The following is a 25,342-nucleotide window of genomic DNA, read 5'->3' as shown; positions in this document are numbered from 1 at the left end:
AATTAACAACTCAAGTTTCGCAAGTGGTTTAAGTACGGGCTGAAGGCCCAAAAGCTCCTAGCCCAGGGCATCGCCCTGGGTATCATAGCAATCAACAAGGCGCCCTGTAAGGGCAAAAGCTTTATGTGTTGCTTGGAGTTTTAAAGCTTTTGCCCTTACAGGGCGACAGGTATGCGTCCGTAATTACCCAGGGCGATGCCCTGGGCTAGGAGCTTCTGCCCTTTCAGGGCGTGTGGTGCAAAACTTGCGAAACTTCAGATAACAATTAATAGTTAATAGTTTACAGCATTGATACCGTAGGCCTAATTATTAATTATAAATAATCAATTATAAAGTAAATAAGATGAATCCAGAAACAGAATTTCGCGAGGGATTGGACGAACTCGCAGAACACTATACTGAAGTATTAAAACTCTTGGGAGAAGACCCTGAACGTGAAGGACTTGTAAAAACACCGATGCGAGTAGCCAAGGCTATGCAGATACTGACTCGCGGCTATACACAGGATGCACACAAGGTATTGACCGATGCCCTCTTTGAAGAGAAATACAACCAGATGGTCATCGTGAAAGATATTGATTTCTTCTCGATGTGCGAGCACCACATGCTTCCTTTCTATGGCAAGGTGCATGTAGCTTATATCCCGAACGGCAAAATTACCGGTCTGAGCAAGATTGCCCGTGTGGTTGATATCTACAGCCACCGTCTCCAGGTACAGGAGCGTCTTACCCAGCAGATTAAAGACTGCATTCAGGAAACATTGAATCCGCAGGGCGTGATGGTAGTGATAGAAGCCAAGCACATGTGCATGCAGATGCGAGGTGTAGAGAAACAGAATTCCATCACCACCACCAGCGACTACAGCGGAGTCTTCAATTCACTGAACACCCGCCAGGAGTTTATGAGTCTGCTGAGAGGAGAAAGTAAAAGAATTTAATTATATAAATGTTGAATGTTGAATGTTGAATGTTGAATTAGGCATACGCCATAGCAACTGGCAATTCAACATTCAACATTCAACATTCAACACTCAACACTCCTCCCCCATTCAACATTCAACATTCAACATTACAAAAAATGAAGTTTATATCCTGGAATGTAAATGGCCTGCGCGCTTGCGTAGGCAAGGACTTCGAGAACCAGTTTAAGGAACTCGATGCCGACTTCTTCTGCCTGCAGGAAACAAAGATGCAGGAGGGACAGCTCGACCTTCAGTTTGAGGGCTACGAGAGTTATTGGAACTACGCTGAGAAAAAAGGATACTCTGGTACAGCCATTTATACCAAGCACAAGCCATTAAACGTAAGTTATGGCATGGGCGTAGAGGAACATGATCATGAAGGCAGAATCATCACGCTGGAATATGACCAGTTCTATCTCGTTACCTGCTACACCCCAAATTCTCAGACAGAACTCAAGCGCCTGGATTATCGCATGACTTGGGAAGACGATTTCCGCAAGTTCCTGAAATCTCTTGATGCCAAGAAACCTGTTATCATCTGCGGCGATCTGAATGTAGCACACGAAGAGATAGATATCAAGAATCCGAAGACCAACCGCCGCAATGCCGGTTTCACCGATGAGGAGCGCGAAAAGATGACCATTCTTCTGAATGATGGCTTTACCGACAGTTTCCGTTATCTCCACCCTGATGAGGTAACCTATTCGTGGTGGTCATACCGGTTCAAGGCGCGCGAGAAGAATGCCGGTTGGCGTATTGACTACTTCCTTGTCTCCAACCGTATCAAGGAACAGATTACAGAAGCTAAAATCCATACTGAAATCATGGGCAGCGACCATTGTCCGGTAGAAGTAGATTTAACGTTCTAATCCTATCTTTCAGCCAACATCAATAAGAATAATCAGAAGAGGGTGTGTCATAAGTTTATGATTCACCCTCTTCTTGTTGTTGGTAAATATAGGTCAAAAAAAAAGGGGATGCACCTTCCTCACGGAAGCCATCCCCATATTGGTCATATCAACATAAAATTTTAATTTATATAAGAGAGATTTTCTTCTAATTCAATGAAGTAACAAAACTATAGTTGCTTATTTCTGATTACATGAACTGCTTCAACTCAGAGAGATTTCTCTTCTCAGAAGAACCGTCCTTGTAAGTTACCATGAAGTAATCGTGAACAGACTTGCCATTCTTGAACTGAACGACAGCTACACCGCCTTCACGGAGCTGGAGTGTGAAGTAGCCTTCGCGCTTACCATTGACATAGTTGCCATGCCACTTCTCCTTACCATTCTTATAATAGGTAGTAACCTCACCATTAAAGATAGTATTGCGATCGTTGCCGAGGTCGATAAAACTATAACCACCTTCAGCACGGAGATTACCGTTCATATAGAAGTCCTGGAAAACGTCCTTCTTGTTAAGGCCTGAACCAGTAGTCATCAGCAGTCTGTAATAACTAGCCTGATCTGCACTGGTTACATTGCTCATATTTTCTGCATAGAAAATAGTGTCAGCTACAACTGTTGCATTCTCTACGTGCTTACGACCGAAAGCTGCTATGGTCATCAAAGCCATCAATGAGAATAATATCATTCGTTTCATATCGTTTATTTTTAGGATGTTATTGTAATTGTCTTTGTTTCTTTTTCTGGTGCAAAGATACAACGATTTCCGAAAAATTCATAATTCCTTAACGCTATTTTATCTTATTTTTTGAGCAAGTAATACTTTTTGTTTTTGAACGCACACAAGCTTACAATTTGCAATTTCACAGCCTAAAATTTAGCATATTGCACGAAGACATACCTTATAAAACGCCATTTTCATGGAGTCAAGTTTACAAAATGTAACTGAATTGATATACATCAAGAAGATGGAAGCACAAGTTTTTTGGCATTTTGAGAAACTTTTTCAGGATATTTCTCGCCTATCTTCTTTTATTTTTGTATTTTTGCACGAAAATATATAATATAAGGTACGCGCATGAGAAAAATTCTTTATTTCATGATCGCCCTCACCGTCCTCAGCTTTGCATCATGCAAGGATACCGAAGGCTCTATCGGCGACCCTATCAGATCCAACGGGCAAGACCGTGACACAGATATCATTACGGGCGATGATTATGTCTATCATCTGCCTGTCATCTTCCATGTCTTCTACAGTAACACCACGCAATACATCGAATATACCCGCCTCAAGGAGATTCTCTCCAATGTGAACGAACTTTATCAGGGTGATGTATACAACTATCAGATGGATACCGTCCCGAGCGAGAACCTGCATATCCAGTTCGAACTGGCTGAGAAGAATGAAAGCGGCAAGAGACTCAGCACACCGGGTGTGGAATATATCAAGGTTTCAGAATCGGAGTTCGACTGCGAGAGTTTCATGAAGGACAAGAAGTATGTACAGTACTGCTGGGACCAGAACAACTACATCAATGTGATGGTATATGCCTTCAAGAAGACCGATAAAAACAGCACCACGCTGGGCATCAGTCATCTGCCTTACCAAGTAGGCGGCTATCCACAGATAGACGGTTTGAGCAATGGCAAGAACTACCCGCTGAGCAAACCGGGCAAATTTCCATATTGCGTTTCGCTTAATTCAATCTATGTGGGAAGGGAGAATGAAGGAACCCGGTATACTACAGATAAGAATCATAAAGGATATACCTACAATACAGCCGACCCGAATGCTACGCTGGCTCACGAATTGGGACATTATCTGGGGCTCTTCCACAGTTTCTCAGAAAAGACAGTGAAAGACAAATCAGAGGCTGCCGATGATGATGACGACTCAGACTATTGCGATGATACACCAAGCTACAACCGAATAGCATACGGCAAATGGCTGACAGAATATGTCAGCAAGGCACAAGCCATCAAGAAGGATACCACGCTCAGCATGAGAGAGCTTGCCAAACGCACCAACAGCAAGAATGAGGAATGGCAGTCAGACAATCTGATGGACTACAGCATCTGTTACAGCATGCGATTCACCCCAGAACAGGCAAACCGCATCCGCCAGGTTCTGTATTATTCGCCCCTGATACCAGGTCCGAAGAAGATTCGTCCGAGAACCCGTGCATGGGATGAGATGCCGGAAACAGAAGATGACCTCCCTATCCGATATGCCAAGGAAAAGGCTGTCTGCATCAAGGACATCCGGATACTGAAGGCTGAGAAATAGCAAAATCAGAAAAAAGAGTATTAAAAGAAATAGAAACAAGAAGAAAATGAAATATACAATCAAGGCTCCACGCCAACTCAATGCAAGTATCAACTTGCCAGCTTCCAAGAGTATCAGCAACCGTGCATTGGTAATCAATGCCATGGCGGGATGCAAGTTGCAGCCCCGCAACCTGAGCGATTGCGATGATACAGAAGTCATCATTGCGGCACTGCGCGATATGCCTGATATCATCAACATCAAGGCTGCCGGTACCGCCATGCGCTTTATGACCGCCTATCTTTCTGCTACACCAGGCGAGCATACCATCACAGGTACCGAGCGCATGCAGAACCGCCCTATTGCTATCCTGGTAGATGCCCTGCGCTACCTCGGAGCTGATATACAGTACGAAAAGAAAGAGGGCTATCCTCCACTCCACATCGTTGGTAAGCCACTGGAAGGCGGACATCTCGAAGTGGTGGGAAACATCAGTTCGCAGTATATCTCGGCACTGCTGATGATTGGTCCGATTCTGAAAAACGGTCTGGAACTGAAACTGACGGGCGAGATTGCATCACGTCCTTACATCGACCTCACACTGTGGACGATGCAGAACTTCGGAGCCAGTGCCGAATGGACCGATGTGGATACCATCACCGTAAAGCCACAACCTTACAGCTGCGTAGCCGACTACACCATCGAGAATGACTGGAGTGCTTCTTCTTACTGGTATGAAATGATGGCGCTGAACGGAAACCCTGATTCTGAGGTAAGACTCGAAGGCTTGTTCGACAGTTCCAAGCAGGGCGATTCTGTTGTGAAATACATCTTCAGTCTGCTGGGCGTGAAATCAGAATTTGAGAACCGTGATGTTCTTTCTCCTGTCAAGTTGAAAGTCCAGCGTTGTCTTTTACCTCGTTTCGACTACGATTTCAGCGGTTCTCCAGACCTGGCACAGACCATCGTTGTAGCCTGCTGTGCCCTGGGCGTAAAGTTTAAGTTCACCGGTCTTGCCAGTCTTAAGATCAAGGAGACCGACCGCATCGAGGCATTGAAGAAGGAGCTGAAGAAGGTGGGTTACGTGATTTATGACGAGAACGATAACACGCTGATTTGGGATGGCGAGACTTGCGAGCCTAGTTTTGAGCCTATCGACACCTACGAGGACCATCGCATGGCACTTGCCTTCGCCCCTCTTGCCTTCAAGTTCCCTCAGATTGAAATCAACAATCCTGAGGTGGTGAGCAAATCCTATCCTCATTATTGGGAAGACTTGAAGAAAGTTGGGTTTGAGATAGTTGAAAGTTAATAGTTAATAGTTAACAGTTTATGCTATATTTAGTTTTGGCCCTGGTGGTCCTAGGCTTGATAAGCGCCATTTTCGGCATCATCTCTCATCGCAAGGGAGAGGATGAAGAACCGCTGCAGGAAGGCGTATCATGCAATACCTGCAACGGAGAGAACTCCAAATGCGAACAGGAATGCATGATGGAAGCCGCCACCAAGGAAATAGAATACTACGATGACGAGGAACTCGACCGGTTTGCAGGAAGAGCTGCCGACGACTATACCGATGAGGAGGTAGAGGAATTCTCGGAAGTGCTCTATACGATGCAACCGGAAGAGGTGGCGGGATGGAACCGAAGTCTGATACTGAGAGGCATCAACCTGCCTAACCAGATTAAGGACGAAGTCATCAGTTTTTTAAGTTAAACATGCAATACGCAAAGTTTAAAGTTCAAAGTTTAAAGTTCAAAGTTCAAAGTAAAGACATGGATATACTGCAATATACATTTTTTCAGAACGCGCTGATTGGCGCCCTACTGGCAAGCATCCTGTGCGGCTTTGTAGGCACCTACATCGTCACACGCCGGCTGGTTTTCATCAGCGGTGGCATTACGCATGCCTCTTTTGGCGGCATCGGTATCGGCGTATTTGCAGGCATCAACCCCATACTCTCTGCCATGGTATTCGCCATCTTGAGCGCCTTCGGCGTTCAATGGGTATCGAGGAAGAAAGATGTGCGCAAAGACTCTGCCATCGCCATGTTCTGGACCCTAGGCATGAGCGTGGGCATCATCTGCTGCTTCCTTACTCCGGGATTCATGCCCGACCTGCCCTCTTTCCTCTTCGGAAGTATACTTGCCATCGACAGCACAGACCTCTGGCTTCTGGCAGGTCTTACCCTGTTTGTTGCATTGCTGTTCACCTTTCTGCTGCGTCCTATCCAGACCATCGCATTCGACAGCACCTTTGCCAAATCGCAACATCTGCCGGTTACTGCGATAGAATATATGATGATGACGCTCATCGCCATGACCATCGTGGCAACCATCAAGATGGTGGGCATCGTACTCGCCATCAGTCTGCTCACCATACCACAGATGACAGCCAACCTCTTCACCTACAGCTACAAGCGCATGATAGGAGCCAGCATCGTGATAGGCTGCATCGACTGCATCGTAGGCCTCTATGCCAGTTATCTGCTCAATGTGCCATCAGGTGCAACCATCATCTTCGTCAGCATCATCCTGTTTGCAGCAGCAAAGATACTGGCAGCCAGAAAGCACTAAGGCTTTCACGCACTCTGAAAGAAAAATTTTAAACAAAGAAGAAACTTATGTTGAAGCATTTCCCATTCAGAAACTTCTTGCCAGCTATGGTTGTCCTTGCCTTTGCAATGACCATAGCAGGATGCTCTACGCAGAAGAATACGGCGAAGAGCAGATGGTGGCATGCCTTCAACGCCCGATACAACACCTATTATAATGGTACCGTAGCCTATATAGAAGGCTCGCTCGAAAAGGAAAACGGGAATAAGGACAATTACTCTGAAATGATTCCTTATTATACGGTTGGCAACAAGAACAGCCGCGAACTGGGCAAGTCGAACTACGACCGCGCCATCGAGAAATGCGAGAAAGCCATTCACCAGCATAGCATCAAGCGCCGCCCGGTATGGGACAAGAAACGCCGCAAGACTGCCAAAGACCTGGAATGGCTGCAGCGCCGTGAATATAATCCGTTCCTCTGGAAGGCATGGATGCTGATGGGCCGTTCCCAGTTTTTTGAAGGCGATTTCCAGTCGGCAGCAGCTACATTCGCCTATATGAGCCGTCTCTACGCCACCCAACCCGGCATTTACGGCAAGGCACGTGCCTGGCTCGCCAAGAGTTATCTCGAATCAGGATGGATATACGATGCCGAAGATGTAATCCGTAATATCGAGCGCGATTCCATCCACTGGCGTGCCCAGAAGGAATGGGACAAGACCTATGCCCTCTACTATCTGAAGACCGGACGCTATCAGGAGGCCGTTCCGTATCTCCGCAAAGCCATCGGCTATGAGATGCGACGCAAGCAGAAAGCCCGCCTCTGGTATCTGATGGGACAGGTAGAAGCACAACAGGGACATACCCAGAATGCCTACCGTGCCTTCAAGCATGTCATCCGTCTCAATCCGCCTTACGAACTGGAGTTCAATGCCCGCATCTCCATGACCGAGGTACTGGCAACCAACAACTCCCGGAAGATGGTATCTAAATTGAAGCGAATGGCAGCGAGCGACAAGAACCAGGAATATCTCGACCAGGTTTATTATGCCATCGGCAACATACATCTCAACCAAGGCGATACCCTTCAGGCTATTGCTGCATACGAAAAAGGTGCTGCGAAATCAAGCCGCAACGGAGTAGAGAAAGGTGTATTGTTGCTGCATCTGGGCAATGTATACTGGCAATGCCACCGTTATGGCGATGCCAAGCGATGCTATGATGCTGCCATCGGACTCCTAGACCAGGACCGAAAAGACTACAAACAGCTCTCCAACCGTTCGAAGGTTCTCGATGAACTGGTGCCTTATACCGACGCCATCCATCTGCAGGACTCCCTGCAATCGCTTGCCCGCATGAGCGAAACAGAACGGAATGTCGCCATTGACAAGGTGATAGATGCCCTGAAAAAGCAGGAAAAGGAAGAAAAGAGAAGACTTGCCGACCAGGAATTGGCAGAAAAACAAGACAACTCTGACTTCGGCAGAAACAACGGCAATAATAACAGCAGAAATAACAGGAATCAGAGAAACAACAATGCCTCATCCGGCTTCGGAAACGGAGCCCAGGGCAACGGCGGTTTCGGCAACACCAATACCTGGTATTTCTACTCCCAATCTGCCGTAGCCCAAGGCAAACAGCAGTTTGAGCGCCTCTGGGGCAAAAGAAAGAACATAGACAACTGGCAGCGGAGCAACCAGACCGTAGTAGCCGATGCCAAAGGTGTAGAAGAAATGACTGATGAACAGCGCGATTCTCTCCTCAACGAGGCACAGAAGAAAGACCTTGAGAAGGAGAAGGAGAAGAACCTGAGTGCAGAAGAAGATCCGCATCAGCGCGCCTACTATCTCGCTCAGATTCCGCTCACCGAAGAGAAGATGGCAGAAAGCAATCAGATTCTGGACGACGGACTGCTGCATGCCGGCATCATTCTGAAAGACAAACTCAATGATCTGGACGAAAGCGAACGCATGCTGCAGCGACTGGTGAAGAAGAACGCAGCATACGAACATCTCGATGATGCCTACTATCACCTCTACCTGCTCTACAACATCAGGAAGCAGCCAGCCATCGCCAGCCGCTATCTCGACCTGTTGAAAGCGAATTATCCGGAGAGCCAATGGACCGCCCTGCTCACCTCTCCTTATTATGAGGAAGATGCGAAGATGGGCATTCATCTCGAAGATTCGCTCTATGCTGCCACCTACGACGCCTTCAAGGCTAACCTATATAATAAGGTGGTACACAACAGGGCTATCTCAGACAAGCGCTATCCTGAAGGAGCCAACCGCGACAAGTTCCTCTTTATCGGCGGACTCACCCAGCTCCACGAGGGTAATATCCAGGCTTGTCTTGATGATATGCAGCAGGTGGTAGAGAAATATCCGAACAGCCGACTCAGCGAAATGGCGGGAATGATTCTCAACGGAGTGAAAGCCGGCAGACAGCTCAAGGGCGGCACATTCGACCTGAGCAATGTATGGTCGCGCCGCAACGCCGTACTCAATGATGATGTCAAATCCAAAGCAAAGGTATTCAGCATTGAGCGCAACGAGCCGTTCGTCTTCATGCTCGCCTACGTTCCCGATTCTGTAAACGAGAACCAGTTGCTCTTCGAGATGGCGAAATATAATTTCACCTCCTATCTCGTTCGCAATTTCGACCTCGTCATTGACGAGCAGAATGGTCTGCACCGCATGCAGGTAAAGGGCTTCCGCAATTACGACGAAGCACGCCAGTATGCCAACGACATCTACCAGCATCAGGCCATCACCCAGCTCCTCTCAAAGGGAGCCCGAGGCATCGTAATCAGCGAGCCAAACCTCCTGCTGCTGGGCACCAGTCTGAGCTACGACGACTATACCCTCTTCTATACCCAGCATCTGGCACCGCTGAAAATCAGCAAGGACCCACTGCTTGAAGAACCGGAGGAAATCATCCAGCAGGAAAAGACGGATGATTCAGAAGAAAATGAAGAAGAAACCGGAACTGCCGAAAGCGGAACAACCGGTGAAATAAAAACCGGAACTACCGGAACTTTCAGCAACGGAACAACCGGAACATCCGAAAACGGAACTACCGGAACCCAGGGAACCGATGCGGATATAAAGGAAGAAAAAGCACCAAATACAACTTTCGACAACGACGACAGTCTGGATTTGGACAGCGAAGAATATGATTTAGATGGATTTTAGTGAATAGTTATCATGTTTAAAAAGACAGAAACAGAACTTATCCTTCAACTCAAAAAAGGATCTATGAAGGCATTCGATGAAATCTACGGGCTATATGCCCGCAGACTCTTTGCCTTTTGCCTGAAATATACCAAGTCGAAGGAGAATGCCGAAGAAATCATGGAAGATACCTTCGTATGGCTCTGGAACAACAGAAGCACGCTGGAAGAGGCAGACAGCGTAAAGCCGCTGCTCTTCCTCAGAGCCAAGCATTACCTCATCAACGCCTACAGGAAGGTCATCAATTCGCCCGTGTATGAAGACTACATGGACTATCTTGACCATCACAACAGCACCACTGCTGACAGTCAGCTGGAGTATGATGATTTCGTCAGACAGCTCAACCTGATGCTTGCCAAGCTGCCCAAGACGCAGCAGGAAATCATCCGACTCTCCAAGTTGGAGATACTCAACAATCAGGAGATTGCCGAGAAACTCAACTATAGTGAACAGACCGTTAAGAACCAGTTGTCGATGGGTTTGAAACAGCTCCGACAGCTTATCAGCAACCGCACCAACCTGATGTGGCTCTTGTTTTTAGTATAATTTAACGGTACATTCTCTACCGAACCGTGTATAATCTAAAAAAAGATTGTTTTATGTTAGACGACATCAAGAATAGTACAGACTTAGCTAATCTGAAGGAACGGATCAACAACTGTTCAGATGAAGAATTAGCAGCAGCCATGGAAGAGGAATGGCTGCACGGCATCATCCCGGATAGCGGTATCTCTGACGAAGATTTGGCACGTATCAAGGCTGAAATTCATGAACAGATAGGAACCCGTAAACAATTCACCCTGAAGCGCGTCCTCAAGTGGACCCAGATAGCGGCAGCTATTGCCCTGCCTATCTGCATGGTGATTATGGGAATGATGTATAAGGAAAACAGGCAATATGCCGCGATTCCGCTGACAGAAATCACTACCCAGGAAGGCGAACAGGTGAGCATCACCCTACCCGACAAGAGTGTGGTAGCGCTCAATTCGCTCTCCAGCATCAAGTATGCACCACAGGATTTCTGCAAGGACAATCGCGAGATTGAATTTGAAGGCGAAGCTCACTACAAGGTAGCCAAAGACGCCAGACATCCGTTCATCATCCACATGCAGGGAATGGAAATCAAGGTATTGGGCACTGAGTTTAACGTCATCAACCGAAAGAAAGAACAGACAGCAGAAGTTGCGCTACTCAACGGTAGCGTGATGCTCACTTCCCTTGCCAACGGCAGCACCTATACGATGAAGCCAAACGAAATCGTGGTGGTGAACAAACTGACAGGAAGGATGGATGTACGCGAAGTATCGCATATCGAGGATGCCTGTGCATGGCAGAAGAAGCAGCTGGTATTCCGCGATGCATCGCTGGGCAAAGTCATCAGAAGTCTGGAGAAGAATTACGGGGTTGAGATTGCTGTGAAAATGGATACCATCGAACCTTTCACAGGAACCTTGCCGAACAACAACCTTACCGAGGCGCTGCAGATTGTCTCTGAAGCCTATCAGGTGAAATTCAGCAAGACACCAGCCGGAAAGTATGTTTTGAGATAATATACACCACACGCTTTCCAAGCGTATGGAATTTGCTTGTTACAGTTTAATCATTTAGGGTAAAAAATAAGCCTTTGAGCTATCATTTCCGATACGCTCAAAGGCTTTTTTATTTAGGTTTTAAGATGTGCCAAATCCCATTGACATGACGTTTAACACATGAGATTATCGTTTATTTTCCATAATCATTGTACATCATGATCAGGCAAGCGGCACTCCAGCTGAAGTGAGAAGCCTGCATAGGCTTGCCGGTATGCGTGTCATAATTCTCATAAATTGGGGTACCTGCCGAAATACCCTGCAAGTTGCGGAACACCTGGTCGGTATAGGCATCTGCCTTCTTCTTCTCACCATAATTGCGATAGCCCTTAATGCCATAATAGGTCTGGTCGAGCCAGATAGGACCGCGCCAGTAACCCTGCGGATTGTACTTCGGATTATCGGCTGCTATCGTCGGGAATGGGATGAAGGTAGAGAACTTCTTCTTATTGTCTAACAACTTTCTTGCCTTGGCAAACTGCTTAGGCGTTGCTATGTTCGCCCAGAAAGGAATATAGCCCTCACAACCAGCCTCACGTACAAAACTTCTGTCGGCATCCAGACGGCGGTCATAAAAGAAGCCATCTTTCTGGTCAAAGAAATAATCGGCAACCAGTCCACGATAGTCAGGCAAGTCGAAAGGCTCGCCCAGCAACCCGGCAAACTTCTTGAGCAAGGTATACTCCAGCGAGAGATAAGCATTCAGGTCAACGCTCTCCTGGTCTGTACTCCATGCATCCTTGCCGTTCTGCAACATCTTGGTGCCGTCGAAACGGATGGCATTATCCATACCGCTCTCCCAGGCAGCAGCCTCCAGCGTGCCATCAACCGAACCGAACTCACAGATATGGTTCTTGTCGTGATCTCTCTTCTCATACCACCACTTATGATATTTCAGAAGCTTCGGATACATCTCCTTTACGAAAGCCAGATCCTGGGTATGCTCGTAAATCTCGTTCACCGCCCAGGCTGCCAGAGGAGGCTTACTGTCGCGGTAGTTGTTCTCTGAAGCATCCGGATAGATGCAGTCGATAATCATGCCGTCTGGCTGCTGGTAGTCGAACATCACGCGGATGTTATCCTTCGCCAACTCTGGGAAGAAGGAAGCCATACCGGCAGAGAAACGCCAGCAATCCCATGCCCAGCAACCTACGAAATAGCCAACAGCATGACTAGGCACGATACCGTCATGATACAGGGCACCTCGCTTGGCACGCCAGTTGGAAAGCAGGGTGACGATGGATTTCGCAGCCACCCGGTTGTATTCTGCTGGCATATCATCACGTATCACCTTCTTCAGATAACCGTTCCAGCGCTTCTCGTTTTCATCGAGTGCAACCTTCGGATTGGCAAGCAGACTAGCTGTATGCACATGCTGAACCGAAGCCTCGGTATCCTGCTCTACTAGCGAAATGGCGATGGTGAGCTGCTCTACACCTCTTGGCACAGTAGCCAGATAGTTGTGGTCGGTATCAGTCACCTTAACCTCCTGAGGGAAGTCGATGATGACGCGTTCACCGTAGAACTCTCCGATGGTAACACGGTTCTTGTAACGTGATACATTGGCACGGGTACTGATGCTGTCGGCAGTAAACGTGAACGGAACCTTGGACGGATTGGTAACTGTAAGCAACGCCGTACGGGCATCTACAAACTGCAGACTCTCATAGAAATCGGCACCATCCTTCTTCAGACTCATTCTGATTTCGCCCGGATAATAGCTCTGTTCCTGCACGGTACCATCAATGAGAGATACCAGCGAACGGGCATACCAGTTGCGGTAATAGATACTGAAAGGTCCGCAGAAGCCTGCGGTAGGTTTCTCCTTCTCTGAGAGGGTGAAACCCATCCATGAACCCATATCCGTGAAGCATCCGTTCTGACGGCGGGGAGCCCCCGGTGTCAGCTGGATGTCAAGAATATCCTTATACTCCTGACGGGTGGTCTGTGCCATGCCGTCCATAGACAGCATGGCAAGCCCCATAGTCAGTATAGCTATAGACTTAGTCTTCATATCGTTTATTTTAAGTTCTTAATAGTAAAGCTATAGCTCCACTCCTTTGGTGTGATGGTATATTCCGGATGCACCATAGCGCCCCAGGTATTATCGCCACCAACACCCATCTGCAAATGGTCGATGTTCACCCATACCATGTCCTTCTTGTCAACACAGCCGCCATGACGGTGCTCGATGGTAGAAGGAACATAGAGGAGATCATCCTGTGGGAAGTTCCAGGCACTTACGCTCAATGGCTCAGCACCTTCCACCTTGATACCGGCTCCAGCCTTCGATGCGAGGGTGAACCAGCGTACATCACACTTGTTGGCAGTTTCCTGTGCTCTTACGTATGGATGATACTGCTCCCATACGCTGGCAGAATACTTACCGATGAGGTAACCGCTCTTACGGTCGGCATAGTTCTCCTGCGGACCTCTACCCAACCAGGTCATCTGGTCGTAGTCGCCCTTCAGAATCATGCGCATACCGAGACGAGGCATCTCCGGCAGTGCCTTGTTGCCAGGCATGAAGTGCATGTTCACCTCTACATTTCCATTGGCAAGCATCTGATAGGTAATCTGCATCAGAGATTCCTGCTCAGGCATATCGAAGTCTGCGATGACGGTAACCTTCTGGTTGTCTGCCTGGGTCTTGATGCCCTTTAGTACCATTTTCTTTCCAGCCTCACGCCAGGTAGCGCAGCGTTCCTGAGTACCGTTAGCCACATCGTTGTCGGTGATACCGCGCCAGAAGTTTGGCTGCAAGCCTGCCAGCAGCATTTCCTTACCGTCATATTTCAGTGAGGTCATCTCGCCGGTCTTCTTAGAGAAGCTGATGCTGAAATCCTTGGTCTTTCCCTGGATGGTGATGGCATCTTCTGTCTCGGTCTTCTCTATCTGTCCGCTTACCTGTTCCTGAGCTTTTTCCAGTCGTACAGGCAGCTGCATCTGCTCGATGGCTACCTCGTGACCTGCAGGAACAGCTCCGGTAGCCTGCTTGCTGAAGGCGCGCAGGGTAAGGAAGTATTCCTTGTTGTCGGCAGCAGGAAGAGTGCCCATCGGTATCTCCATCTCCTTCGTCTGATGAGGCAGGAGGGTTGGGAAGTTCATCTTGCCGCTTCTGATGGTTTCGCCGTTGGCCTCTACTGCCCAGAAGAGTTGATAATTGTCAAGCGTGGTATAGTCGAACCGGTTGGTTACCTTGATGCGGTTCTGCATGAAGGCTACTGGCTCGAAGGCAATGTTCTGGTAAACCTTCTTCACCTCCCAGATATGTGGATGCAGAGAGCGGTCGGCTGCTACAAGTCCGTTGGCACAGAAGTTGGAATCGTTTACTACGCCTACGAATCCCATATCGCCACCATAAGCCCAATATTTGTGCCCCTTGTCATCGGTCTTGGCGATGGTCTGGTCTACCCAGTCCCAGATGAAACCACCCTGCAACTGGTCGTATTTGTAAATCAGATCCCAGTAATCCTTGAGATTACCCTCGCTGTTACCCATGGCATGGGCGTATTCGCAGAGAATCAGCGGACGCTCATCACGCTGGTTGACATGGCGGCGCAAAGCCCAGATGCGGGCATACATCGGACAGTAGATATCCGACTTGGCGTAGTAACCGCCGCCCTCATACTGTACCGGACGGGTTGGATCCATCGCCTTGCTCATATCGTAGAGTTTCTCGAAACTCTTGCCATATCCGCTCTCGTTACCCATAGACCAGATGATGATGGCGGTATGGTTGCGGTCGCGCTTAATCATGCGGTACATGCGGTCGTGGAAAGCAGGATACCAGTCTTCCCTGTCTGCCAGCTGCTTATATTCTGTATCCAGAATACCATGACACTCGATGTTCGCCTCGCCTACCATGTAGAGACCATACTTATCGCAGAGCTGATACCACTCCGAATAGTTTGGATAGTGAGAGGTACGCACGGCATTGATGTTGAACTGCTTCATCATCTTCACATCCTTCACCATCTCACCGATGCTGAGGGTTCTGCCGTGTACGGCATTGTGCTCCTGTCGGTTCACACCCTTAATGGTGATGGCTACACCATTTACCAGAAGCTGTCCGTTCTTCATTTCGACGGTACGGAAGCCGAAAGGCTGTGCCACACTCTCCTCTACTCTGCCATTCCTGTCGGTAGTATTGATGACGAGGGTGTAGAGATAAGGGCTCTCGGCGCTCCAAGGCTGCACGTTCTTCAGCAGTTTTTCGAAATGAATCAAGGTATCAGCAGGTGAGGTGATGCTCTGGATTTGTTTGAAGAGAGATTTACCTGTTGCCGAAAGCACTTTCACCTCAACCTTCTGACCCTTTTGTGGATTGAGCATATTCACGTCGAGCGTGAAATTGCCATCCTTATATTGATTGATTAGTTTATTTCCCAATACGTAGTCGTTCATTCTGCTCTTAGGACGAGCCTGGATGAACACATTGCGCTCGATGCCGCTATACTTCCAGTAGTCCTGGCCTTCCAGGTAACTGCCGTCGCTGAAGCGGAACACCTTCATGGCAAGGCGGTTCTTGCCCTTCTTCAGGAACTTGGATATATTGAAGTGGGCAGGCAGACGGCTATCTTCACTATAACCCACCATCTTGCCGTTGATCCAGAGATAGAAGGCAGATTCTACGCCTTCGAAATCCATAATCACATCCATGCCCTTCCAGTTTTCAGGCACGGTAAATTCGTGTACATAATGTCCTACAGGGTTGTAATCCTGTGGCACGAAAGGAGGATTTGGCTTGAAAGGATAGGTTACATCGGTGTAGATGGGCGCATCGAAGCCCTGCAACTCCCAGCTGCCAGGCACATTGATGTTCTGCCAATCGTTTACATTATAGGATGTCTTGAAGAAATCGGTCAAGGCAAGACTCGGATTCTTCACCAGTTTGAATTTCCATACACCATCCAGCGAGCGGCGACGCTCATTCTGGGTGTTCAACTGGAAACGGCGGGCGTCGTCCATCTTCAACTGTGCCAAGGCTCCGTTCTCACTTGTAAAAGGCAAGTAATGAGCGGTCATCGGCATGCGGTTGATATGGGTTACGGTGGCGTCCTGCCAAGGGTCTGAAGCTGCTGGCTGCTTGCCATCCTGAGCCGCAAGGGCTACTGAGGTATGGGCACAGCAGAGGCTCAGACATATCATGAATGAACTGAAAATATGTCTCATACGGGTTTGGTTTAAAACTGCTTTTAGCTATTTCTACAAAGAACAGAAGAAGGTAACCAGGAAGGGTACAGAAAAGTCGACACAGAAGCCATGGAAGATGGAAACGATGATGAAACTCTCGCCCGAATAGCGGGTGATGATTGGCAACGTTGTATCCATGGTCGTAGCTCCACCTACACTGATAGGTGCCAGTTTGCCGAAGTATTTTGCCAGCAGCGGAGCACACAGCAGGGTGAGAATCTCGCGGAAGATGTTGGCAAGAAGGGCGATGGTTCCAAGTTCGGCGCCCCGGTATTCGGTGATGAAGATACTCGAAAGTGAGTAATATCCGAATCCTGAACCGATTGCCAGACAATCGGTAAGCTGGCGATGGCTCAAGATGAGAGATACGGCTGCACAACCTGCCAGCGTACCCAGAATGGTCATCACAGGGAGCATCATCAGACGGGGATTCACCTTCTTGAAACTCTTCAGCACAGAGGTATCGCAACCAATGCTGATACCTACGCAGAACATCAGGCAGCAGAGTGCACAATAGCTCACGTCGCTATCCAGAAGACCTGCCGGAATCACATCACACAAACCTACGATGATGCCCAGAACAAAGAAGCTTACGATAATCAAACTGCCTTTCATGCCTTGCCTCCTTTCCCGGTTTCAGCGTGAGCCGACGATTTAGCCTGCTTTGCTGTAACATACTTCCACAATGCCCAAGCAAAGAGTGCACTACCCAGACTGCCTCCCAAGGTCAGGGCTATCGCCTCAAGTCCCAGGGTCTGAAGACCGCTGATGATACGAGGGTTAGAACCTACCTCGATACCGAGCAGGAACAGGAGTACCCATATCAGCGCCGTGATGATACGGCCGATAAAACTCATTTTCTTGTTGCGGAGCAGATAGCCGGTACCTATTCCGCATAGCATAATCATTACTATCTTGAGCATTGTTTCTTGTTTTTCTTCTTTATTTTATTGTTCGTTTTTATGAATTACTTTACCGTAAAAAACGGATTCCCGGTCGTATTATTGCTTAATAGACCGAGAATCCTGATGATATTTATAAGTAATCTTCAATGGTTACTCGCCCCTATTACTTAGCCAGACTGTTTGAGTTCAACTCTGTCAGAGGAGTTGGGTAGAACAGCTTGCTCTTGTCGAAGCCTGTACGGCCGACAGCAGTCAGCGCCTCAGCAGTCTTGCCCCAGCGGCGCAGGTCATACCAGCGCAAGTTCTCCAATGGGAACTCAATCATACGCTCGTGCTCAATCTGAGCCTGAACCTCAGCCTGTGTTGTACCGGTCATGGCTGGCATATTGCCGTGAACTCTTCTCACCTCATTGATCAGCGGAATAGCCTCTCCTGTACGTCCCAAATCATTGAGAGCCTCAGCCTTCATCAGAAGAACGTTGGCATAACGCATCAGAGGAATGTTCACATCGGTAGTTGACTGTGCCAGGGCTTCATAGGTTGCAGGCATGAACTTGCGGAAAGAAGGACGGTCATAAGCCTCTTCTACCTCCGGATTCCTCTTGACCCAAGCATCCCAGTCGTAACCATATACCTTTCCGGTTCCATCGTTAAAGTAAGGATCCTGGAAGAAGACTGAAGCATAAAGACGGGCATCATACAAGCCATTGTTCAGTTTACCTTCCTTCTTAAACTCGTTCATCAAGGTCTCTGAAGGGGTAATCTCATCCCATCCTTCAAACTCCTCTGTACCTATCCAGCGATGCAGCTGGGTAGCATAGTTGGCACCATTGGCACTACTCAGAGAGAACTGCACCTCGAAAAGACTCTCCTTACAGTTTTTGTTTGTACCATTAAACATGCTGGCATAATTGCTTTCCAGACTATATCCCTTTACATTATTGAATGCCTCTACAGCAGCATTCAGATATTCTGCTTTCTTATCAGCCTGCTCAGAAGCCATCGTAAGATAAGCATAGCCTAAGTAGGCATAAGCTGTGCCTGAGGTAACACGTCCCACTTCTTCATTGCTGCGAGAGTTACTCATCTCCGTACCGGCTTTCAGTTCATCTACGATAAACTGCCAAGTCTCAGGACGGTCAGAAAGAGCCTTATCCAACTGGCTGGTAGAAGTGATATATGTATCACGGATAATGATTTTCTCCCAGTTGAGCAAGAGTTGCATATGATAGAAGCCACGAAGGAAATGAGCCTCAGCCAGGAGCTGCTTTCTGTCTGCTGCAGCAAGCTGACCTTCACTCATGGTAGCCACCTTATCAATAATCTGGTTACAGAAACTGATTCCGCGATAGTAACTCTTCCAGTAGATAGAGAACTGAGAGTTTCCGTTGTTGTAGCTGAAGTTACGTAGCTGCACCCAGTTTGGATAGTTCTGTACATCCTTACCCAAATCTACGTCATCCTGACGATAAGCCTCCACTGGCCATTTCACCTCAGAGAAGTCCCATTGGTCTCCGGAATATTCTGCAAAATACAGTTGGGAATAAGCTGATGACATTGCCGACTCTACGTCTGCTTTATCACGCCAGTAAGAATCGGAAGTCAGTTTATCTGGCGAAGTCTGCGTCAAATAGTCATCACATGATGTGAGTGACAGAGCAAGGCAAATGCCTGCTATATATTTTAATGCTTTCATAAGATTTTCCTTTTTATGTTAATACTAGAATGATACCTGTGCACCTACTGTGTAAGAGCGAGAGAACGGATAGGTAAAGCGGTCGATACCACTATTCAATACGCCCATAGAGAATTCTGGGTTGGCACCAGAATAACCTGTAATGGTAAACACATTTTCTGCACTCACGTAGAAACGGATGCGGTCGCAATAAATCTTCTTAACCAGCGATGTTGGCAAGGTATAACCCAACTGCACCTGACGCAAGCGTACGAAATCTCCATTCTCCAGGAAGCGGGTTGACTCGCGAGTATTGTCGTTAGGGTCACCATAGATGGCACGTGGTACGCTGGTATTGGTATGGGTAGGAGTCCAGGCATCCAGAGTGCTGCTGAGGAAGTTGGAAGCTGAGTTCATTCCCTCATAGTAGTAGCGGATACCATTGTAAATCTTGTTGCCGAATGCACTACCGATGACTGCTGAGAAGTCGAAACCCTTGTAACTGGCGCTCAAGTTAAGGTTAGCCTCAACCTTAGCGATACCTGTACCAGAATAGGTCTTATCATCCTCGTCAATCACACCATCACCATTCATATCCTTGAAACGTACATCACCAGGCTGAGCATTTGGCTGAAGGAGTTTGCCATCCTTGTTTTTATAAGCATTTACCTCATCCATATTCTGGAAGATACCGTCTGCCTGATAGAGGTAGAAAGCACCGATTGGCTTGCCTACCTTGGTCTGGGTAGGGAAGTGCTCTGAGCCATACTTCAAACCCATACCGTAAATGGTCTGATCTTCATTAGCAAGAGAAACCACCTTATTAGATACCGTACTGAGGTTGAAGCCTACATTATACTCGAAATCACTTACCTTGTCGTTCCAGTTCAACTCCAGCTCAAAACCCTGGTTGCGCATCTTACCTACGTTCAGCGTTGGGTTGGCAAGACCGGCAGATGGAGCCAGCTTACGGGTAATCAGCAGGTCGCGTGTCTCGTTGATATAATAGTTTACATTACCACTCAGATGGTTATTGAAGAAGCCGAAATCGAAACCGATGTTCTTGGTATCAGTAGTTTCCCATTTCAAAGAGCGGTTTTCCAATCCACGGGCAATACTGCCTGGCCATGCAGAAGAGCCAGAACCCTGAACATAACCCTGATAGAGGTCATTGTATGTAGAAATGAGCGCCAGGAAATCATAGTAGCCCAAAGCATTCTCGTTACCGAGTTGTCCCCAGCTGGCACGGAACTTCAAGTTGCTGATTACGGTATTCTTAGGGAAGAAAGGCTCCTCGCTGATTCTCCAACCTACAGCAACAGATGGGAAGAAACCCCAACGGCTATCTGCACCGAACTTAGAAGATCCATCCTCACGGAAGGTGAACTGGAAGAGATAGCGGTCGTTGAAATTATAGTTCAAACGGCCGAAGAAAGAAGCACGGTTATACTTCCAGCAGGAACCGTCACCACTGAAGGTACCACCTGCTCCGGCACCGATGGTAGCAAAGCTGGAATCCAGAAATCCTGCAGCCTTCTCACTCTGCTGCAGCTGTCCGTTTTCTACCTTATAGACGATGGTCTTACCTTCTACGCCTACCGAACTCCAGTTATACTTGCGGCTGGTGAGCGAAGTACCGAGCATGGCATTGATGCTGTGCTTCTTGATTTCCTTGTTGAAGGAGAGCACATTCTCGAACACCTGCTCTTCCCAGTAGGCACGGGTCTCACTGCTATTCGGATAATTGTTAGGACTCTTAGTATCTGCTATATAATCAGGTGCATGATAAGAATCTATCTCATGCTCACCACGATAACCATAGCTGGTCTTGAAGTTGAGCCAAGGGAAGAACTTGAAGGTTAATGCTACATTGGCAGAAGTATGATACTTCTTATCTACTTCGTTCTTATAGTAGTTATCTGCAACAACGTTACGGTTGTTTGGCAGACCATCAAAGTTAGTCAAACCGAAACCATACTTCTCATTCTCATTATAAATAGGTACGAGAGGAGAAATCATATAAGTTTCCTTGAGAGAATACTGAGGCTGACGGCTGTTGGTATATTTGAAATCCATATTGGCATCCAGATCTATGATGCCCTTGGTTGCATGGAGTTTCATACGTGCGATATCATGACGATGCTCGTTGCCGATAAAGATACCCTTCTCGTCGGCATGGTTGTAAGATACAGAATACTGTGCCTTATCACCACCTCCGCGGAGGCTGACCATATAGTTCTGTGCCAATCCGTTGCGCTGGATAGCATCCTGCCAATCGGTATTCACACCAGTTTCATGGGTAATATAGGCAGGTAAGCCGGCACCAGGATATTCACCATACTGGGTCTTATAGTTCTCATACATCATCTTATGTACAGCCTTATAGCCATCAGCATCAAGCATATCGAGGTCCTTAGCAACGTGAGTGAAGCTCAAATAGGTACTGAAATCCACCTTTACATCGCCCTTCTTACCGTTCTTGGTTGTAATCAGAACCACACCGTTGGCAGCTACAGAACCGTAGATGGCAGCGGCAGCACCATCCTTCAGAATCTCCATAGACTCGATGTCCTGAGGGTTTATGCTGTTGATATCGCCTGGGAAACCGTCCACGATATAAAGAGGTTCGTTATCACCGAATGTCTTGATACCACGAATCTTGATGCTCACACCGGCACCGGCGTTACCACCACTTTTCAGGATGTTCACACCGGCTACCTTACCCTGCAAAGCCTCTGCTGGGTTGGTAGTGGTGCGCTTAGCCATCTCCTTGGTATCTACAGAAGAGAGGGCACCGGTCATATCGCTGCGCTTCATGGTACCGTAACCTACTACAACCACTTCGCTCAGCGCCTGTGTGTCCTCGCTCATGGCGATGTTCATGTTTTCTGAAGCCTTCACCTCGCGGTCTACGAAACCGAGATAAGAAACCTTCACCTTAGCGCCCTTGGCTGCATTGATGGTGAATCGGCCGTCAATATCGGTTACTGCGAGTTCATCGGTACCAACAACAGAAACAGTAGCACCAATGACAGGCTCACCGTTGTCGTCCTTCACTACACCCTGCATCTTGCGCTTGTTGTTCTGCTGAGGAGCGGCAACCTTTGCATGCTTCTCAGAAACAACGATAGAATTCTGCGAAACCACAGAGTATTTCAAGTTGCGTCCTTTCAAGGCTGCATCAAGTACAGCTGTTACAGGAACGCCACTCTTCCTGATGGTGATATCCTTGCGATGGTCAATGATATCACTCTTGTAAGAAAACCTGTAAGATGTCTGGTTTTCGATTGTACTGAACACCTGCTTCAAGGAGGCATTCACAACATTGACTGTTACTTTCTGCTGCGCCGATACTCCCAAGAGAGGAAGGCACGTCAGGATGAAGATCATCAAACTTTTCAAGTAATTGCGTCTGATCATAATGCTTACGTTTAGTTATACAAATAAGTTTCAAATAACCTATGTTTTTAGGTTTTGTCACAAGGTAATACAAACGTTTTCATAAAAAGTACCAAAGAATCTTCATCATTAACTCTCTTTAACATGAAGTCGTGTTCCTCATTCCATTTTTCTTTGTACTTTAGCACCCCGAAAAGAAAAAGGATATAAAATATGAGCAACGGTTTATTACTTTGGATAGACGACGAGATAGAACTTCTCAAGGCACACATCATCTTTCTGGAAAAGAAAGGATACGAGGTGCAGACGGTAAGCAACGGCCCTGATGCCATTGAACTTTGCCGCCAGCAGACCTTCGATCTCATCCTGCTCGATGAGATGATGCCGGGACTCAGCGGACTGGAAACCCTGCTACGCATCAAGGACATCCAGCCTGCCACACCGGTAGTGATGTGCACCAAGAGCGAAGAAGAAAACATCATGGACCAGGCAATCGGTTCAAAGATAGCCGACTATCTGATCAAACCCGTAAACCCGAACCAGATTCTGCTCTCGCTCAAGAAAAACATCCACCGCAAAGACATCGTGGCGGAGGTGACACAGAGCGGATACCAGCAGGACTACCAGCAGATAGCCATGCAGATGATGGAATGCAGAACGGCGGAAGACTGGATGGAGATTTACAGGCGACTGGTAAGCTGGGAACTGAAGCTGAGCGATACGGCAAGCCCGATGGCAGAGATGCTGGGCATGCAGAAGGAAGAGGCTAACCAGGGTTTCGCCAAATACATAGCCAAGAACTATCTCGACTGGGTGAGTCCCGACAACAGAGACCGACATCTGATGAGTCCCGACATCTTCAAGCGCAAGATATTCCCGCTGCTCGATGAGGGCAAGAAGGTGTTCCTGATTGTGATAGATAACTTCCGCTATGACCAGTGGCGCATGCTGGCAGAAGACATCGGCGACCTGTTCGACATCGACGAGCAGCTCTACATGAGCATCCTTCCTACCGCCACGCAATATGCGCGCAACGCCATCTTCAGCGGTCTGATGCCGAACAAGATAGCCGAAATGTTCCCTGACCTCTGGGTAGATGAGGACGAGGAGGAAGGCAAGAACCTCAACGAGGCGCCGCTGATACAGACCCAGATAGAGCGATTCAGAAAGCACTATACCTTCAGTTATCATAAGGTGAACGATTCGCAGGGTGCCGACCGCTTCCTGGAGCATTACAACGAATGCCGGAACAACGACCTGAACGTGCTGGTGATTAACTTCATCGACATGCTCTCTCACGCGCGTACCGAATCTAAGATGGTGCGCGAGCTTGCCAACAACGAGAGTGCCTACCGCAGCATCACGCAGAGCTGGCTCCGCCATTCGGTTCTCTCCGAGCTCTTCAAGCTCCTTTCGCAGAGCGATTACCAGGTAGTGCTCACCACCGACCACGGCAGCATCAGGGCATCGAAACCAATCAAGATTGTAGGCGACCGCAATACGAACACCAACCTGCGCTACAAGCTGGGCAAGAATCTGGCTTACCAGAGCAAGGAAGTTTTCACCATCAAGGAGCCTCAGCGTGCCCAGTTGCCGGCACCTAACCTGAGTACCTCGTATGTATTTGCCACGGGCGACAGTTTCTTCGCCTATCCGAATAATTACAACTATTATGTGCAATACTACAAGGATACCTTCCAGCACGGCGGCATCTCGATGGAGGAAATGCTCATACCGCTCATCACGCTGACACCTAGAAAAAGATAATGTCAGTTAATAGTTAATAGTTGATAGTTAACAGTTTATAGAAAACATATATGAAGATAAAAATTGACTCATTAGACACGATCCATGAAGCAGCCAAGGAATTTCTGCAGAACATGGGCGACGGCAAGGTCTTTGCCTTCTATGGCAAGATGGGAGCCGGAAAGACAACATTTGTAAAAGCCATTTGCGAAGAACTGGGCGTAGAAGATGTCATCACATCTCCTACCTTCGCCCTCGTAAACGAATATACAGCGGGCGACGGCTCACCTGTCTACCACTTCGATTTCTACCGCATCAAGAAGCTCGATGAGGTATACGACATGGGCTACGAAGATTATTTCTACAGCGGCAACCTCTGTTTCCTGGAGTGGCCGGAACTGATAGAAGAACTGCTGCCGGAAGACTGCACCAAAGTGACTATCACCGTAGAAGAAGACGGAACAAGAAGCGTAGAATGGTAAGTCACCAACAGCAGGAAAAAGAACAAAAAAAGCATCTGGCTGAGAACATGTTTTCTCAAGCCAGATGCTTTTATCATTTTCTATCCGGGCTGATTACAGGAGAGCCTGGAACTTCTCGGTGAGGGTTGCCTTAGAGGCTGCGCCAACAAACTTGTCTACCAGCTGGCCACCCTTGAAGAAGAGGATGGTAGGGATATTACGAACACCAAACTCCATAGCGATGTCGTCGTTCTCCTCTACATCACACTTGCCTACTACCACCTTGCCGTCAAACTCCTCAGCAAGTTCTGATACGATAGGAGCAATCTGGCGGCAAGGACCGCACCATGTTGCCCACAAATCTACTACCAATGGCAGTTCGCCATTCTTGTAGCTCTCGAAATTCTCGGTTGTAATTGTTACTTCCATTTTTCTATACTTTTATATA

The 25,342-nt window shown here is 47.8% G+C and carries 19 protein-coding genes; 11 read left to right on the top strand and 8 right to left on the bottom strand.

The window, feature by feature from the left end; genetic code table 11:
* The first annotated feature begins 343 nt into the window (after window positions 1–343).
* Complete coding sequence (gene folE / locus NNC77_RS04380; RefSeq protein WP_006849057.1) at window positions 344–937, top strand: GTP cyclohydrolase I FolE; 594 nt, start codon at window positions 344–346, stop codon at window positions 935–937.
* Window positions 938–1,077: 140 nt separating this feature from the next.
* Window positions 1,078–1,830, top strand: a complete 753-nt coding sequence (locus tag NNC77_RS04375; protein WP_254970143.1) for an exodeoxyribonuclease III — start codon at window positions 1,078–1,080, stop codon at window positions 1,828–1,830.
* A gap of 229 nt (window positions 1,831–2,059) precedes the next feature.
* Here the strand turns inward: NNC77_RS04375 and NNC77_RS04370 are convergent, their stop codons facing one another.
* Complete coding sequence (locus NNC77_RS04370; RefSeq protein WP_022122080.1) at window positions 2,060–2,566, bottom strand: toxin-antitoxin system YwqK family antitoxin; 507 nt, start codon at window positions 2,564–2,566, stop codon at window positions 2,060–2,062.
* Between the two features lie 381 nt (window positions 2,567–2,947).
* On the opposite strand from NNC77_RS04370, the gene NNC77_RS04365 reads away from it, so the two are divergent.
* The 7 genes from NNC77_RS04365 to NNC77_RS04335 all read left to right on the top strand — a co-directional run bounded on the left by NNC77_RS04365 (window position 2,948) and on the right by NNC77_RS04335 (window position 11,473).
* Window positions 2,948–4,156 carry a zinc-dependent metalloproteinase lipoprotein gene (locus tag NNC77_RS04365; RefSeq protein WP_254970144.1) on the top strand — a complete coding sequence of 403 codons (1,209 nt, stop codon included), beginning with the start codon at window positions 2,948–2,950 and terminating at the stop codon, window positions 4,154–4,156.
* 46 nt (window positions 4,157–4,202) lie between these two features.
* Complete coding sequence (locus NNC77_RS04360) at window positions 4,203–5,447, top strand: 3-phosphoshikimate 1-carboxyvinyltransferase (RefSeq protein ID WP_118081232.1); 1,245 nt, start codon at window positions 4,203–4,205, stop codon at window positions 5,445–5,447.
* 20 nt (window positions 5,448–5,467) lie between these two features.
* Window positions 5,468–5,851 carry a hypothetical protein gene (locus tag NNC77_RS04355; RefSeq protein WP_022122083.1) on the top strand — a complete coding sequence of 128 codons (384 nt, stop codon included), beginning with the start codon at window positions 5,468–5,470 and terminating at the stop codon, window positions 5,849–5,851.
* Window positions 5,852–5,910: 59 nt separating this feature from the next.
* Entirely contained in the window at window positions 5,911–6,711 is an 801-nt protein-coding gene (locus tag NNC77_RS04350; RefSeq protein ID WP_153083001.1) for a metal ABC transporter permease, read from the top strand.
* A gap of 47 nt (window positions 6,712–6,758) precedes the next feature.
* Window positions 6,759–9,884, top strand: coding sequence for a tetratricopeptide repeat protein (locus NNC77_RS04345; protein ID WP_254970145.1), 3,126 nt, complete (start codon window positions 6,759–6,761; stop codon window positions 9,882–9,884).
* Between the two features lie 63 nt (window positions 9,885–9,947).
* Window positions 9,948–10,469 carry an RNA polymerase sigma-70 factor gene (locus NNC77_RS04340; RefSeq protein ID WP_254970146.1) on the top strand — a complete coding sequence of 174 codons (522 nt, stop codon included), beginning with the start codon at window positions 9,948–9,950 and terminating at the stop codon, window positions 10,467–10,469.
* Window positions 10,470–10,522: 53 nt separating this feature from the next.
* Window positions 10,523–11,473, top strand: a complete 951-nt coding sequence (locus NNC77_RS04335; RefSeq protein ID WP_118139320.1) for a FecR family protein — start codon at window positions 10,523–10,525, stop codon at window positions 11,471–11,473.
* A 172-nt stretch (window positions 11,474–11,645) separates the two neighbouring features.
* Here NNC77_RS04335 and NNC77_RS04330 read toward each other — a convergent pair whose 3' ends face one another.
* The 6 genes from NNC77_RS04330 to NNC77_RS04305 all read right to left on the bottom strand — a co-directional run bounded on the left by NNC77_RS04330 (window position 11,646) and on the right by NNC77_RS04305 (window position 22,708).
* Complete coding sequence (locus NNC77_RS04330) at window positions 11,646–13,526, bottom strand: MGH1-like glycoside hydrolase domain-containing protein (protein WP_254970147.1); 1,881 nt, start codon at window positions 13,524–13,526, stop codon at window positions 11,646–11,648.
* A 5-nt stretch (window positions 13,527–13,531) separates the two neighbouring features.
* Complete coding sequence (locus tag NNC77_RS04325; RefSeq protein WP_022122089.1) at window positions 13,532–16,687, bottom strand: glycoside hydrolase family 2 TIM barrel-domain containing protein; 3,156 nt, start codon at window positions 16,685–16,687, stop codon at window positions 13,532–13,534.
* Between the two features lie 33 nt (window positions 16,688–16,720).
* A complete protein-coding gene (locus NNC77_RS04320; RefSeq protein WP_006847844.1) occupies window positions 16,721–17,323 on the bottom strand; it encodes a lysine exporter LysO family protein in 603 nt (200 codons plus the stop codon).
* Window positions 17,320–17,631, bottom strand: coding sequence for a LysO family transporter (locus tag NNC77_RS04315; protein ID WP_022122090.1), 312 nt, complete (start codon window positions 17,629–17,631; stop codon window positions 17,320–17,322). The genes NNC77_RS04320 and NNC77_RS04315 overlap by 4 nt, the downstream gene beginning before the upstream one ends.
* 145 nt (window positions 17,632–17,776) lie before the next feature.
* Complete coding sequence (locus NNC77_RS04310; protein WP_254970148.1) at window positions 17,777–19,309, bottom strand: RagB/SusD family nutrient uptake outer membrane protein; 1,533 nt, start codon at window positions 19,307–19,309, stop codon at window positions 17,777–17,779.
* Window positions 19,310–19,333: 24 nt separating this feature from the next.
* Entirely contained in the window at window positions 19,334–22,708 is a 3,375-nt protein-coding gene (locus NNC77_RS04305; protein WP_153113101.1) for a SusC/RagA family TonB-linked outer membrane protein, read from the bottom strand.
* A 192-nt stretch (window positions 22,709–22,900) separates the two neighbouring features.
* Here NNC77_RS04305 and NNC77_RS04300 point away from each other — a divergent pair, with 192 nt between their 5' ends.
* Together NNC77_RS04300 and tsaE are read left to right on the top strand one after the other, a co-directional pair.
* Window positions 22,901–24,454, top strand: a complete 1,554-nt coding sequence (locus tag NNC77_RS04300; RefSeq protein WP_022122094.1) for a bifunctional response regulator/alkaline phosphatase family protein — start codon at window positions 22,901–22,903, stop codon at window positions 24,452–24,454.
* Window positions 24,455–24,504: 50 nt separating this feature from the next.
* Window positions 24,505–24,915 carry a tRNA (adenosine(37)-N6)-threonylcarbamoyltransferase complex ATPase subunit type 1 TsaE gene (gene tsaE, locus NNC77_RS04295; RefSeq protein ID WP_022122095.1) on the top strand — a complete coding sequence of 137 codons (411 nt, stop codon included), beginning with the start codon at window positions 24,505–24,507 and terminating at the stop codon, window positions 24,913–24,915.
* Window positions 24,916–25,008: 93 nt separating this feature from the next.
* On the opposite strand, the gene trxA is transcribed toward tsaE, so the two are convergent.
* Complete coding sequence (gene trxA / locus NNC77_RS04290) at window positions 25,009–25,323, bottom strand: thioredoxin (protein ID WP_217326923.1); 315 nt, start codon at window positions 25,321–25,323, stop codon at window positions 25,009–25,011.
* Window positions 25,324–25,342: the final 19 nt, after the last annotated feature.

The sequence above is a fragment of the Segatella copri genome, assembly GCF_024330485.1.
In the GTDB taxonomy this organism is placed as follows: Bacteria; Bacteroidota; Bacteroidia; order Bacteroidales; family Bacteroidaceae; genus Prevotella; species Prevotella copri_L.
The sequence above is the reverse complement of the archived record's forward strand: the minus strand, read 5'-3'. Positions and strand labels throughout refer to the sequence as shown.